The organism is Pseudomonas sp. NFR09 (assembly GCF_900111535.1).
GTDB lineage: Bacteria > Pseudomonadota > Gammaproteobacteria > Pseudomonadales > Pseudomonadaceae > Aquipseudomonas > Aquipseudomonas extremorientalis.
Map to the genome: position 1 here is coordinate 55436 of NZ_FOIH01000018.1, position 13426 is coordinate 68861.

The window sequence follows — 13426 nt, forward strand, 5'->3', positions numbered from 1 at the left end:
CGAAAAAGGGTTGGCATGATACCCGCTCTCGATGACTGGATAAAGGCTGAATTGGATAAAATCTGAACAGTTATTTCTTTATCGCCAGCGGTTTGGATGCGCAGGGGAAAGTCAATAACCTGCCGTCAAACCTCAACGCGTGAACCGATTCACTCGGGCGAGTGGAAGCTCAGGCTGTAATTCACGGCTTTGTTGCCCGGATCGAGGATATCCAGGGAGATATGGATCGGGGTTTGCGATGGCATTTCGCTAACGCCGGCCAGCTCACCGCTGAGGTATTCGGCGGGTTTGAAGCGACGGCTGGCAATCAGGTTGCCGTTCAGGTCGGCAAAACGCAGCTCCAGCAGCGGGAAGGGCTGGGAGAAGGTGGCGCGGTTGTAGATGATCGCGTCCACCACCAGCGCCCCGGCGAAATCCGGGTGGCTGCGCACTACCAGGTTACTGCTCTTGATATGGGCAATATCGACCCGCGATGGCACGGTGCAACCCAGGGTGGGGCACAGTTGCTGGAACCACGGGCGATAGGCGTCCTGGCGGGCCAGGTCGTCGAATTGGTAGGCGATGTATTGGCCTGCGAGGCCGGCGGCGGCGATCAGCACCAGCAGCAGCCAGACCAGGCGACGGCCCAGGCCTGTCGGGCGTTTTTGTGCGTAGAGGTGCAGTGGATCGTCTTCCAGGTCCTGCAGCAGGTCGTCATGGGCGCTGGTTTCAGCGCGTGGGCGCTTGCGGCGGGGGGGCAGGCGATCGTCGGGTTCGGCCGCTTTGGTCAGCGGTGTAAACGGTGGGTCGATGTCGTCATCGTCTGGTGTTGAACGCAGGGGGGGCTCATCGTCGCGATGGTCGGTGTGGAACGACATGGACGGTTCGGTGCGCTGCCTGGTCGCAGGTTCTGGCTGGTCTTCGGTGACGTGGAGGCGCTCTTCAGGCGGCTCGCTGAACAGGCTTGCCGCCCATTTTTCTTCTTCGGCCTTGACCGTGTCGCGGCTGGCGCTGAAGGACTCATCCTTTTGGCGGCGGTCGGTGCCGGGCTGGCGACGATCTGCGCCAACAGGCTGCGTGTGCTGAATCTCGCGGCGTTCCAGCTTGGCCAGTTCTTCATCCAGGTCCAGGTTGTCCAGGTCCAGCTCTTCCGCGCTCCACTGCTTCTGGCTGATCGCGCGCGGCGCCTCGGGAGTCGACTCGGGCTGCGGTGTCGGCGCCTGGGCGCGTTGCTCCAGCAGTTGGCGAGCCGCATTGAACACTTGCAGGCACGAGCCGCAGCGCACCACGCCACGGGCCACGCTCAATTGAGCGTGGTTGACGCGAAAGCGCGATTGGCAATGCGGGCACTGGGTGACGAAACTGTCGGTCATGCGGCCATCCGATTCAGGCAAGCGCTCATTCTAGCGCCGACGACCGCTGATGCGTACCCAGCCATCGCGGTTGGCGATCGGGTCCAGCTCGAAATCCTTGGCGTAGGCAGCGGCGACGTCTTCGCCCTGCTCGGCCAGGATGCCCGACAGCGCCAGGCGGCCGCCCGGCTTGACCAGGCTCGACAACTGCGGCGCCAACGACACCAGCGGGCCGGCGAGGATGTTGGCCACCAGCACGTCGGCCTGTACCTGGGGCAATTGCTCCGGCAGGTAGAGTGGGAATTTGCCTTCAGGAATGTTGTTGCGCCCGGCGTTATCGCGAGAGGCTTCCAGGGCTTGCACGTCGATGTCGGTGCCCACGGCTTCCTTGGCGCCGAGCAACAGGGCGGCAATCGCCAGGATCCCCGAGCCGCAGCCGAAGTCCAGCACGTGGCTGTCGGTCAGGTCCTGGCCGTCCAGCCATTCCAGGCACAGCGCGGTGGTCGGGTGGGTGCCGGTGCCGAACGCCAGGCCCGGATCCAGCAGCAGGTTGACGGCGTCGGGCTCGGGCGCGGCATGCCAGCTCGGTACAATCCACAGGCGCTGACCAAAACGCATCGGCTGGAAGTTGTCCATCCAGCTGCGTTCCCAGTCCTGGTCTTCGATGACTTCGCTGTGGTGCTCTGGCAGCGGGCCGCCGGTGAGCAGCTCCATATGGGCCAGGACGCTGGCGGCATCGGTGCCGTCTTCGAACAGGGCCAGCAAATGGGTGTGGGACCACAGGGGCGTGGTGTTGAGTTCGGGTTCGAAGATCGGCTGGTCTTCGGCGTCCATGAACGTTACGGAGACAGCGCCTACTTCGAGGAAAGCGTCTTCATAGGTTTCGGCTTGTTCTGGGCTGATGGCGAGACGGACTTGCAGCCAAGGCATGGCGGGCACCTTTGAAAAAATGAGTGTGCAGCGGGGTGGGGCTGCGAAAGGGCGCAAGTTTACGCGAGCAGCGGTCAGAAGACGACTGTGCTGGCGATTTGCAGTATTCAAAATATACACAGGACAACTGTGGGAGGGGGCAAGCTCTTTGCCACATTGGACCCTGTACATCCAGGAAATCCGGGGCCCGTAAACAACAAAGCCGCCCGGAGGCGGCTGTGTCGTTTGGCGCACTTACTGGTTGGCCAGCTTGTGTTCCAGGTAGTGGATGTTCACACCACCTTCGCAGAAGCCTTCATCACGGACCAGGTCCCGATGCAGCGGGATGTTGGTCTTGATGCCGTCGACCACGATTTCGTCCAGGGCGTTGCGCATACGGGCCATGGCCTCGTCGCGGGTAGCGCCCCAGGTGATCAGCTTGCCGATCAGCGAGTCGTAGTTGGACGGCACCTTGTAGCCGCTGTACAGGTGCGAATCCACACGTACGCCGTTGCCGCCGGGCGCGTGGAAATGCTTGACCAGGCCAGGGCTTGGGATAAAGGTTTTCGGGTCTTCGGCGTTGATGCGGCACTCCAGGGAGTGGCCGTGCATCTTCACGTCGTCCTGGGTGAAGGACAGCGGGTTGCCGGCGGCGATGCTGAGCATCTCCTTGACGATGTCGATACCGGTGACCATCTCCGACACCGGATGCTCTACCTGCACACGAGTGTTCATCTCGATGAAGTAGAAACGACCGTTCTCGTACAGGAACTCGAAAGTACCCGCGCCACGGTAGTTGATGTCGATGCACGCCTTGACGCAACGAGCCAGTACTTCCTGGCGCGCTTTTTCATCCAGGCCCGGTGCTGGCGCTTCTTCCAGGACCTTCTGGTGACGACGTTGCAGCGAGCAGTCGCGGTCGCCCAGGTGGATGGCGTGGCCTTGGCCGTCGGACAATACTTGCACTTCCACGTGACGTGGGTTGGTCAGGTACTTCTCCAGGTAGACCATCGGGTTGCCGAACCAGGCGCCCGCTTCGGAGCGAGTCTGCTTGGCAGCTTCGATCAGGTCTTCTTCCTTATGCACCACGCGCATGCCGCGACCACCACCGCCACCGGCGGCCTTGATGATCACCGGGTAGCCGACTTCGCGACCAATGCGCAGCGCGGTTTCCTCGTCTTCCGGCAGCGGGCCGTCGGAGCCTGGAACGGTTGGCACGCCGGCCGCGATCATGGCGTCCTTGGCCGACACCTTGTCACCCATCAGGCGAATGGTTTCGGCTTTCGGGCCGATGAAGGCAAACCCGGACTTTTCCACCTGTTCGGCGAAATCGGCGTTTTCCGCGAGGAAGCCGTAGCCAGGGTGGATGCCATCAGCGCCGGTCACTTCCGCGGCCGCGATGATGTTCGAGACTTTCAAGTACGAGTTCGTGGCCAGTGGCGGGCCGATGCAGATGCTTTCGTCCGCCAGTTTCACGTGCATCAATTCGGTATCGGCCGTCGAGTAAACAGCGACGGTCTTGATGCCCTCTTCCTTACAGGCGCGCAGGATACGCAGCGCGATCTCGCCGCGGTTGGCGATCAGGACTTTTTGCAGTTTCTTCGCAGGTTTCAACATCGAAGGCGCTCCGCGGTTCAAACGATGGTGAACAGCGGCTGGTCGTACTCAACCGGCTGACCGTTTTCTACCAGGATGGATTCGATGACGCCGGCTTTTTCAGCGGTGATGTGGTTCATCATCTTCATCGCTTCAACGATGCAGATGGTGTCGCCCACTTTCACGGTAGCGCCGACTTCAACGAAGGCTGGCGAAGTCGGTGCCGGGGTGCGGTAGAACGTACCGACCATTGGCGACTTGACCACGAAGCCGTTCAGCGCCGGAGCGGCTGGGGCGGCAGGTGCAGCGGCGGCAGCAGGCGCGGCGGCCGGAGCAGCAGCGGCCGGAGCCGGCGCTTGCATCTGTGGTGCATAGAACTGCTGGGCCGGGGTCTTGCTGTGGCGGCTGATCCGTACGGACTCTTCGCCTTCCTTGATTTCCAGCTCGTCGATACCGGATTCTTCCAGCAGTTCGATCAGTTTCTTAACTTTACGGATATCCATGAATCATCAACTCCCAAGGGTCGGTCAGGGGCGCTTGGCCGGTTGTTCAAGTTGTTCCAGGGCGGCCTCCAGGGCCAGTCGGTAACCGCTGGCGCCAAGGCCGCAGATCACACCTACCGCTACATCGGAGAAGTAGGAGTGATGGCGGAAAGCTTCGCGTTTGTGCACGTTCGACAAATGCACTTCGATGAATGGGATGCTCACCGCCAGCAGCGCGTCACGTAATGCAACACTTGTATGCGTAAAAGCGGCGGGATTGATCAGGATAAAATCCACGCCTTCGCCGCGCGCGGCATGGATGCGATCAATCAATTCGTACTCGGCATTGCTTTGCAGGTAGAGCAGATGGTGGCCGGCTTCACGCGCCCTGCGTTCGAGATCAAGGTTGATCTGGTCCAGGGTGACTGCCCCGTAGACGCCCGGTTCACGGGTGCCGAGCAGGTTCAGGTTGGGTCCGTGAAGAACCAGTAAGGTCGCCATCGGCTGTTCCTTGTTATTGATGAGGGTACGGCAGAACCCGGCGACTATGCCGCAAAGCCTTTGTGACTGTCCAGTTCTATGCAGTAGGCGGCACGATTAGCGAGGATAGCGCGAAATTTGTGACTGTGGCCGGTGATCCGGTCATGGGTAATACGCTCCTGAATGCCATGAAGGTCAAATGTGGGAGGGGGCCTGCCCCCGATAGCGCTGGGTCAGTTACAGACACTGAGGCTGACACACTGCAATCGGGGGCAAGCCCCCTCTCACATTTGATCTCTATAAGGTTGAAGATCGTGTCAGACGCGGAAGGCTTGAACGGCAGTGTTGAGCTGCCCACCTAGCACCAGCAAGTGCTCACCCTGGCTGCGGCCCTGGCCGATTCGCAGCAAGTTGTCCTCACCCAACTGATGAATCCGCTCACTGTTGTCGCGAATCTCGCTGACGGCACCACTCTGCTGCGCGGTCACATCGGCAATGCGCACGGCGGTGTCGGAAATGGTCTGGATCGCCTCGACAATCTCATCCAGCGCACCGTCCGCCGCCTGGGCTTGCTGGGCGGTGGCTTCGGCGTGTTCGACCTGGGCCCGCATGCCTTGCACCGATTGGTGGGCGGCGCTCTGCAGCCCGGCGATCAAGGTCTGGATTTCTGCGGTGGCGCCAGCGGTGCGTTGGGCCAGCGAGCGCACCTCGTCGGCCACCACGGCAAAACCGCGTCCGGCTTCACCGGCACGGGCGGCCTCGATGGCAGCGTTGAGGGCCAGCAGGTTGGTCTGGTCGGCAATCGAGCGGATCACCGTGAGCACGCCGCCGATGGTGGCGGATTCCTCAGCCAGTTTTTCGATCATCTGCGCGTTTTGCTGCACTTCGCCCACCAGGGCACGCAGCCCGGTGAGGCTCAGGCCGATCACGCGCTGGCCTTGTTCCACGGCCTGGCCGGCACTGCGACTGGCGCCGGCAGCCTGGCTGGCATCACCGGCGACTTGCTGGATCGTCGCCTCCAGTTCACCCAATGAATCTCGGATTTGCGCAGTATCCCCGGCCTGGCGTTCGGCGCCGTCGTGCAGGCCGCTGCTCAGTTCGGCGAGGGTACGGCTGCTGCTGGCAACTTCCTCGGCGTTGCCGCGAATGGTGCCGACCAAGTCCACCAGGTAGGTGCGCAGGCGGTTCAGAGACGCTTCGATATCGTGCAGTTCGCGATTGGTCTTGCCCAGGGCAATCGGCTGGCTGAAGTCACCCTCGGCCCAAGTCGACAGGGCCGGCGCCAGATTGGTCAGCACCCGCGCCAGCTTGCGTTGCAAGGTGTCGATCAGCAGCGCGATCAACAGGATCAGGCCAATCATCAGCCCTTGCATCAGGCGCACTTCACCCTGGATTTGGCCATGTTGCGCGCGCACCACCGGTTCCAGTGCGGCGATGGCTTGCTGAACGGAGTTGATTTTCTGGTGGGTCTTGGCGGCCAGTTCGGTGCGTTGCTGGATCTGGTCGCGGGTGCGCTTGAGTTCGGCGGGGTAGCGGGTCAGCAGGCTATTGAGTTCACGCTTGAGGTCGACGCCGGTGTCCTGGGCTTCGGTTTTTTCGCTGTTCTGCAGCCCCATCAGCGCGGAAAAGTCATCGGCGCTGGATTCGGCGCTGGCCTTGACGCCGAGCAACGGCAGTTGCTCCAACAGGTCGGCCTGGCTGCGGATAGCGCCGACTTCGCGTTCCACATCGTCGGCCAGTTCCGCACGCCCGCTGCTCACCAGTTTGTCGCGGGCCAGGGATAACTTGCCCAGGTGCTGGGAGGCGGCCAGCAACGGCGGCAGATAGCGCGCGGCTTCGGGAGAGTTCACGCCGATGGCGTACTGGCTCAGTTGTTCCAGGTTCGCGCCCAATTCACGTTCGGCCTGTAGCAGCAAGGCTTGCGGGTCGCCTGCCAGCTTACCGGCCGCCAGCAATTCGGTCTTGCTGAACGCATCCAGGTCCACCAGGCTCGGGCGCAGGTTCTGCGCAAGGTCCGCAGGCAACTCGTCCAGATGCTGCAACAGGCTGTCCAGGCTCTGGCCCGCGCTGCTCAAGCGCAGGGCGTCGCCGCTGGCCAGGTAATCGTCGATATTGCGTGCGGCTTCATTCTGGAACGTCTGCGACAGGCCCAGGTAGCGCTCCATCAGCAAATAGGGTCGCTCCAGCGCCCGTTGCGACCACCACAACGTCGCCCCCAGCGCCAGGCACACGGCCACCAGAAGAAGGGTATTGAGATTGGTCAGCAGCTTCAGGCGCATGCGGGGTTTCAACCGACAGCAAAAGATAAGTGCCTGAAGTTATTGCGTTTCCATTACAGCGTTATGACGGATTCAGTGGATTCCGGTGAAAAGATGGCACTTTGCTTTGATGCGCGTGCGGGTTGTACGCGATTGCGTCCGGCGTCTTTGGCGCGGTACAGCGCCTCGTCGGCCTGGGCGGCCATCATCAGGCTGTCGGAGCCGTCGCACAGCTCCACCACCCCGGCGCTGAAGGTGCACCACAAATCCTGGGGTTGGGCCGGGTAATGGATTTCGGCAAAGCGCCCACGGATTTCATCCAATACTTTGCAGGCGGCTTCCAAATCGGTGTCAGGCATCACAATGGCGAATTCTTCACCGCCGTAGCGCCCGATGTAGTCGGTCTTGCGCAGGCGCTGCTTGAGAAACAGCGCCAGGCTCTTGATCACGCGGTCGCCCATGGGGTGGCCGTGGCTGTCGTTGACCCGCTTGAAGTGGTCGATGTCGAGCATGGCGAAGCTCAGCGGCTTGTTCTCGCGGCGTGCGCGGAAGCTGCAGTCTTCGAGCAGTTGCAGGATATGGGTGTGGTTGTACAGGCCGGTCAGGCTGTCGCGCACCATCCGCGCCTTGAGGTTGCGCGCCCGCGCCGCACGGTTGCGCACGGTGGTGATCAGGTGGCGCGGCTTGATCGGCTTGGTGAGGAAGTCATCGCCGCCTTCGCTCATGGCGTCCAGTTGCTTGTCCAGGTCGTCTTCGGCCGACAGGTAAATGATTGGCACGCTGACGTAACGGTCGTTATGGCGGATGACCTTGGCCAGTTCGGTGCCGGTACAGGCGGGCATATACATGTCGAGGATGATCAGGTCGGGCTGGAAGTCCGCCAACTCGGCCATTGCCTGGATCGGCTCGATCAAGGTACGGGTGACGATACCGGCGCTGTTGAGCAGCCGTTCGGTGTGCAGCGCCTGGGCCCGCGAGTCGTCGATGATCAGCACTTTATACGGCTCGTACTGGGCGACGCAGGTCAGCACTTCGATCTTTTCCAGCAAGCTGGAGGCTTCCAGCGTACCGGTGAGGAATTCCTGGCCTCCGGCGCGCACGGCGGCGAGGCGGGTCGGGGTGTCGGTTTCGTGCAGGCTGAAAAACAGCAGTGGCAGCTTCTGCTCCAGGCCTTCCTGGGCTTCGGCGGCGAGCTTGAGGCCAAGGCCGGCACCGCAGAAGTCCACGTCCATCACAATCGCCGACGGCAGGCGCTCGGCCATCGACGCGCGAAACGCCGCGACACTGTCCAGGGACTGGGCGCTCATGCCAAAGAACTCCAACTGCTTGGCCAGGCGCTCGGCACGGTCGTGATCAGCCAGCATCACGTAGATCGGCTTGCGCATCGGCGGCAGGAAGGTTTGCTCAAGCTGGTCGCCCTGGCGCAGCCCGGTGCGGGACAGGCGTTGCATCAGGCGGTTGAGTTCGGTGATCAGTTGGCTGCTCAGGCGCCCGCGGTTTTCGTCCACGGCCTTGAGGGATTCGCCGATGTGCTGCGCCAACTGGCTGTGTTCCGGCTGTTCGAAGCGTTCGGCAAAGCGCAGCAGGCGCAGATTGGCCTCGCTGAGTTCGGAAAGGTCGGTGCCGGACCACTCGCTGCGTTGCAGGCGCTGCCAGATCTCAAGAATTTGACGTGCCTGATGAATTACCCGCTGGGCAAAATGCTGCTTGAGGCGCTCACGGCTGGGGTCTTCTGGCTCGGTCATATCCTGACTACTAGTGAGGGTGCATGCTGAGGTCGACTGATGGCTCTATGCTAGCACCTCTTTCCCGTGGGATGAGTGTCATACGTCAATAAACTGTGCGTGCGGAGTATTCAGTTGCTGACCCGCTGGTCGCGCGGCGTAAAAAGCGTGCATTCTTTATAGTCGAACACCCTCTGTGCGCCAGTTTGGCGAAAAGCCCCGCACGGGCGGGCACGATGGGGTAGGGTTGTGGTCGGAGTGTTTGAACGCACGCCATCAATTCAAGTGCATGAACTCAAGTGATTGAAAGGATATCGCCATGCTGGACTGGAAAAACCGTGCAGGCAGCGCCAAAGGCCCCGCCCCTGAGCCCAAGTCGGCCAACCGCAGCTATTTTCGTACCCTGCTGATGAGCCGTGCCGTGCTCAGTGTGCTCGGCCTGTACCTGTTGGTCACAGGCGCCTTGGGCTGGTACTGGAGCGAAGAGCCGGCGCTGTTCCCGGTCCAGCAGAACGCGCAGATTGCCGCCGAAAAAGACGGCAAGCAGATGGTGGTGGGCTTTACCACCGTCGAAACCCTCAAGACGGTGGTTGGCACCTTGCTGAACAAGCCGGGTGGCTACATTTCCAACGACCGCTTCCCGCCAGGCCTGTGGATGGACAACATGCCGAGCTGGGAATACGGCGTGCTGGTGCAGGTGCGCGACCTGACCCGCGCCCTGCGTAAGGATTTCGCCCGCTCGCAGTCGCAGTCGGCCGAAGACGCCGACTTGGCCAAGGCCGAGCCGCGCTTCAACTTCGATAACAAGAGCTGGGTGCTGCCATCCAGCGAGTCCGAATACCAGGAAGGCATCAACTCCCTGAGCCGCTATGAAGCGCGCCTGTCCGACCCTAACCAGAAAGGCGCGTTGTTCTATGCGCGGGCCGACAACCTGAACAACTGGCTGGGCGATGTCGCCACCCGCCTGGGCTCGCTGTCGCAGCGCCTGTCGGCCAGTGTGGGCCGCGTGAAGCTGAACACTGCGCTGAAAACCGAAGCGTTGGCGCCGGGTGAAGTGCCGCAGGTCGATGAAGAAGTGGTGGAAACTCCATGGATGCAGATCGACAACGTGTTCTACGAAGCCCGTGGCCAGGCCTGGGCCTTGTCCCACCTGTTGCGCGCCATCGAAGTGGACTTTGCCGACGTACTGGCCAAGAAAAACGCCACCGTCAGCGTGCGCCAGATCATTCGTGAGCTGGAAGCCTCGCAGGAACCGGTGTGGAGTCCTATGATTCTTAATGGCAGTGGCTTCGGCGTACTGGCGAACCATTCGCTGGTGATGGCCAATTACATTTCCCGGGCAAACGCTGCAGTGATCGACTTGCGTCAGCTCCTCAACCAGGGTTGATGATGGACGCTACTCAAAAGGAGGCCGCCCACCGTGCGGCTTCCGACGCTGAACTGATCTGCTGGGTCGATGAGCATGACAACCTGCTCGGCGACCTTGTCAGGTCCGACCTGCGCCAGCGCGGCCTGATCGGCCGTTGCACCTTTATCTTTCTTTTCAATAGCGCCGGTGAGTTGTGTGTGCATCGGCGCACCTTGAGCAAAGCCCTGTATCCCGGTTACTGGGACACGGCGGCAGGCGGGATGGTGGCGGCGGGTGAGTCCTATGCCGCGTCGGCAGCCCGTGAGCTGGAAGAAGAGCTTGGGGTCAGTGGGGTGGCGTTGGTCGAACATGACCACTTCTACTTCGAAGATGGCGATAGCCGGCTCTGGTGCAAATCCTACTCAGCCGTGTGGGACGGGCCGCTGCGCCTGCAGCCGGAAGAGGTCATGGAAGCGCGCTTTTTACCTATCGACACCGTCCTGCAGGAGGCTGAGCAAAAGCCGTACTGCCCGGACGCCCAGGAAGGCTTGCGCCGCTATCTGGCCTCACGTCGCTAAAGTTGCATAAATTGGCGCCATTTGGCTCTTAGCAAGTCGGCTTTTTGTGGTTACACTGCGCGACTTTTCACCCGAACCGCCTTGGCGGCTCGGTAGCGCTGCCCCTGCCTGAGTGGGGCTTCGCGGTCGGTCAGTCTGATCGATCAGTCTTCATCCTCCCAAGAGGATTGCCGGTGGCCAAAAAAGCCGCATCCTTCGCCGCCCTTGGTGGCCTGGTATTTTCCACCGACGCAGGTCGACACTGCCCGGACTGTCGTCAGCCCGTGGACGCTTGCACCTGCAAACAGACCCTGATTCCCGAAGGCGACGGCATTGCCCGCGTGCGACGCGAGAGCAAAGGCCGTGGCGGCAAGACGGTGACCACCATCACCGGCGTGCCGCTGGCCGAAGACGCGCTGAAGGAGCTCGCCACCACGCTGAAAAAGCGCTGTGGCACCGGTGGCGCGTTGAAAGACGGCGTTATCGAGATCCAGGGCGATCACGTCGAGTTGCTGTTGGCCGAGCTGATCAAGCTCGGGTACAAGGCCAAGAAGTCCGGCGGCTGAAAGCCTCTTCCCGACCTGTGTCTAAACTCTGTCCTGCGCGCGGGGTCCTACCTTGCACGCAGGCAAATCGTCATTTTCATTCTTTAGACTGCGCCAGCCTCAACCAGAGGCGGCGCTTTCGCCTTCATTTATAGGGGACTTCGATGTCCGTACGACGCACACGCAAAGACGATGGCAGCCAATGGACAGTTGCGGACAGCCGCAGCGTTTACGGGATCCGCCATTGGGGGGCCGGGTATTTCGCGATCAATGAAGCCGGTCGCGTTGAAGTTCGTCCGAACGGCCCGAACAGCACGCCCGTCGACCTGTACGAGCAAGTCGACGAGCTGCGCAAGAGCGGCCTGTCGTTGCCGTTGCTGGTGCGCTTCCCCGACATCCTGCAAGACCGTGTACGCCAACTGACCGGCGCTTTCGATTCGAACATCGAACGCCTGGAATACCAGAGCAAGTACACCGCGCTGTACCCGATCAAGGTGAACCAGCAGGAAGCGGTGATCGAGAACATCATCGCCACCCAGAACGTGTCCATCGGCCTGGAAGCCGGCTCCAAGCCCGAGCTGCTGGCCGTGCTGGCCCTGGCGCCGAAGGGCGGCACCATCGTCTGCAACGGTTACAAGGACCGCGAATTCATCCGCCTCGCGCTGATGGGCCAGAAGCTCGGCCACAACGTGTTCATCGTGATCGAGAAAGAATCCGAAGTTGAGCTGGTGATCGAAGAAGCCGCCAGCCTCAAGGTCAAGCCACAGGTTGGCCTGCGTGTGCGTTTGTCTTCCCTGGCGTCGAGCAAGTGGGCGGACACCGGTGGCGAGAAATCCAAATTCGGTCTGTCGGCGGCGCAACTGCTGTCCGTGGTCGAGCGCTTCCGTGCGGCCGGCCTGGACCAGGGCATCCGCCTGTTGCACTTCCATATGGGCTCGCAGATCGCCAACCTGGCCGACTACCAGCACGGTTTCAAGGAAGCCATCCGTTACTACGGCGAGCTGCGCAACCTCGGCCTGCCGGTGGACCACATCGACGTGGGCGGCGGCCTGGGCGTGGACTACGACGGCACGCACTCGCGTAACGCCAGTTCGATCAACTACGACATGGATGACTATGCCGGCGTGGTCGTGGGCATGCTCAAGGAATTCTGCGACGCGCAGAGCCTGCCGCACCCGAATATTTTCTCCGAAAGCGGCCGTTCCCTGACCGCCCACCACGCCATGCTGGTGGTGCAGGTCACTGACGTCGAGAAACACAACGACGAAATCCCGACCATCGAAAACAAGGAAGCCCTGCCGGAAACCGTGCAATGGCTGGTGGACCTGCTCGGTCCGACCGACATCGAGATGGTCACCGAAACCTACTGGCGCGCCACCCACTACATGAGCGACGTGGCCACGCAGTACGCCGACGGCAAGCTGACCCTGGCCGAAAAAGCCCTGGCCGAGCAGTGCTACTTCGCCGTGTGCCGCCGCCTGCACAACTCGCTCAAGGCCCGCCAGCGCTCGCACCGCCAGGTGCTGGATGAGCTCAACGACAAATTGGCCGACAAGTACATCTGCAACTTCTCGGTGTTCCAGAGCCTGCCGGACACCTGGGCCATCGGCCAGGTATTGCCGATCCTGCCGCTGCACCGCCTTGACGAAGAGCCGCTGCGTCGCGCCGTACTGCAAGACCTGACCTGCGACTCCGACGGCAAGATCAAGCAGTACGTCGATGAGCAGAGCATCGAGACCAGCCTGCCGGTTCATGGCTTGAACGAAGGTGAGGACTACTTGCTGGGGATCTTCCTGGTAGGCGCTTACCAGGAAATTCTCGGCGACATGCACAACCTGTTCGGTGACACCGATTCGGTGAACATCTACCAGCGTGAAGACGGTTCGGTGTACAGCGCCGGTATCGAGACCCACGACACCATCGAAGACATGCTGCGCTATGTGCACTTGTCGCCGGAGGAGTTGATGACGCACTACCGTGACAAGTGTGCGAGCGCGAAGATCAGCGCCAGTGAGCGCACGCAGTTCCTGGATGCACTACGGTTAGGGCTGACGCGGTCGTCGTATCTTTCGTCGTAAGCTATGAGAGGGTAGGAGCGAGCACATTCGCCCCTACCCTGCTGTGGGGCTTGAGCGCCGAGTACGGGTCTTCATTTGAGCTATGTCACCTCGCCGGATGGGACAGGTCAATAGCTTG

11 protein-coding genes are annotated in these 13426 nt (G+C 61.6%); 4 read left to right on the forward strand and 7 right to left on the reverse strand.

The genetic code is table 11. From position 1 onward, the window contains the following. Nucleotides 1-149 precede the first annotated feature (149 nt). The 7 genes from BMX59_RS29570 to BMX59_RS29600 form a co-directional block, all read right to left on the reverse strand. Entirely contained in the window at nucleotides 150-1352 is a 1203-nt protein-coding gene (locus tag BMX59_RS29570) for a DUF3426 domain-containing protein (protein ID WP_093128475.1), read from the reverse strand. A gap of 30 nt (nucleotides 1353-1382) precedes the next feature. Next, on the reverse strand, nucleotides 1383-2261 hold the full coding sequence (prmA, locus tag BMX59_RS29575) for a 50S ribosomal protein L11 methyltransferase (protein ID WP_071491599.1): 879 nt from the start codon (nucleotides 2259-2261) through the stop codon (nucleotides 1383-1385). 234 nt (nucleotides 2262-2495) lie between these two features. Then, nucleotides 2496-3857 (reverse strand): acetyl-CoA carboxylase biotin carboxylase subunit, encoded by a 1362-nt coding sequence (accC, locus tag BMX59_RS29580; RefSeq protein WP_010213490.1) that lies wholly within the window; start codon nucleotides 3855-3857, stop codon nucleotides 2496-2498. A 17-nt stretch (nucleotides 3858-3874) separates the two neighbouring features. Then, a complete protein-coding gene (accB, locus tag BMX59_RS29585; protein WP_010213489.1) occupies nucleotides 3875-4339 on the reverse strand; it encodes an acetyl-CoA carboxylase biotin carboxyl carrier protein in 465 nt (154 codons plus the stop codon). A gap of 24 nt (nucleotides 4340-4363) precedes the next feature. Next, nucleotides 4364-4819, reverse strand: coding sequence for a type II 3-dehydroquinate dehydratase (aroQ, locus tag BMX59_RS29590; protein ID WP_010213488.1), 456 nt, complete (start codon nucleotides 4817-4819; stop codon nucleotides 4364-4366). 296 nt (nucleotides 4820-5115) lie between these two features. Further along, nucleotides 5116-7077, reverse strand: a complete 1962-nt coding sequence (locus BMX59_RS29595; protein WP_093128478.1) for a methyl-accepting chemotaxis protein — start codon at nucleotides 7075-7077, stop codon at nucleotides 5116-5118. A gap of 53 nt (nucleotides 7078-7130) precedes the next feature. After that, nucleotides 7131-8801 (reverse strand): response regulator, encoded by a 1671-nt coding sequence (locus BMX59_RS29600; RefSeq protein ID WP_093128480.1) that lies wholly within the window; start codon nucleotides 8799-8801, stop codon nucleotides 7131-7133. A 388-nt stretch (nucleotides 8802-9189) separates the two neighbouring features. Here BMX59_RS29600 and BMX59_RS29605 point away from each other — a divergent pair, with 388 nt between their 5' ends. The 4 genes from BMX59_RS29605 to speA all read left to right on the forward strand — a co-directional run bounded on the left by BMX59_RS29605 (nucleotide 9190) and on the right by speA (nucleotide 13308). Then, a complete protein-coding gene (locus BMX59_RS29605; RefSeq protein WP_371322043.1) occupies nucleotides 9190-10167 on the forward strand; it encodes a DUF2333 family protein in 978 nt (325 codons plus the stop codon). Nucleotides 10168-10169: 2 nt separating this feature from the next. Next, entirely contained in the window at nucleotides 10170-10706 is a 537-nt protein-coding gene (locus BMX59_RS29610; protein ID WP_093128483.1) for an NUDIX hydrolase, read from the forward strand. 173 nt (nucleotides 10707-10879) lie between these two features. Next, nucleotides 10880-11251 (forward strand): translation initiation factor Sui1, encoded by a 372-nt coding sequence (locus tag BMX59_RS29615; RefSeq protein ID WP_017849660.1) that lies wholly within the window; start codon nucleotides 10880-10882, stop codon nucleotides 11249-11251. Nucleotides 11252-11394: 143 nt separating this feature from the next. Continuing rightward, nucleotides 11395-13308 (forward strand): arginine decarboxylase, encoded by a 1914-nt coding sequence (speA, locus tag BMX59_RS29620; protein ID WP_071491593.1) that lies wholly within the window; start codon nucleotides 11395-11397, stop codon nucleotides 13306-13308. Nucleotides 13309-13426: the final 118 nt, after the last annotated feature.

Excerpts from the sequence above, each read along its gene's own strand:
- BMX59_RS29570 (WP_093128475.1), bottom strand. The coding sequence starts at position 1,352 with ATGACCGACAGTTTCGTCACCCAGTGCCCGCATTGCCAATCGCGCTTT.
- prmA (WP_071491599.1), bottom strand. The coding sequence starts at position 2,261 with ATGCCTTGGCTGCAAGTCCGTCTCGCCATCAGCCCAGAACAAGCCGAA.
- accC (WP_010213490.1), bottom strand. The coding sequence starts at position 3,857 with ATGTTGAAACCTGCGAAGAAACTGCAAAAAGTCCTGATCGCCAACCGC.
- accB (WP_010213489.1), bottom strand. The coding sequence starts at position 4,339 with ATGGATATCCGTAAAGTTAAGAAACTGATCGAACTGCTGGAAGAATCC.
- aroQ (WP_010213488.1), bottom strand. The coding sequence starts at position 4,819 with ATGGCGACCTTACTGGTTCTTCACGGACCCAACCTGAACCTGCTCGGC.
- BMX59_RS29595 (WP_093128478.1), bottom strand. The coding sequence starts at position 7,077 with ATGCGCCTGAAGCTGCTGACCAATCTCAATACCCTTCTTCTGGTGGCC.
- BMX59_RS29600 (WP_093128480.1), bottom strand. The coding sequence starts at position 8,801 with ATGACCGAGCCAGAAGACCCCAGCCGTGAGCGCCTCAAGCAGCATTTT.
- BMX59_RS29605 (WP_371322043.1), top strand. The coding sequence starts at position 9,190 with ATGAGCCGTGCCGTGCTCAGTGTGCTCGGCCTGTACCTGTTGGTCACA.
- BMX59_RS29610 (WP_093128483.1), top strand. The coding sequence starts at position 10,170 with ATGGACGCTACTCAAAAGGAGGCCGCCCACCGTGCGGCTTCCGACGCT.
- speA (WP_071491593.1), top strand. The coding sequence starts at position 11,395 with ATGTCCGTACGACGCACACGCAAAGACGATGGCAGCCAATGGACAGTT.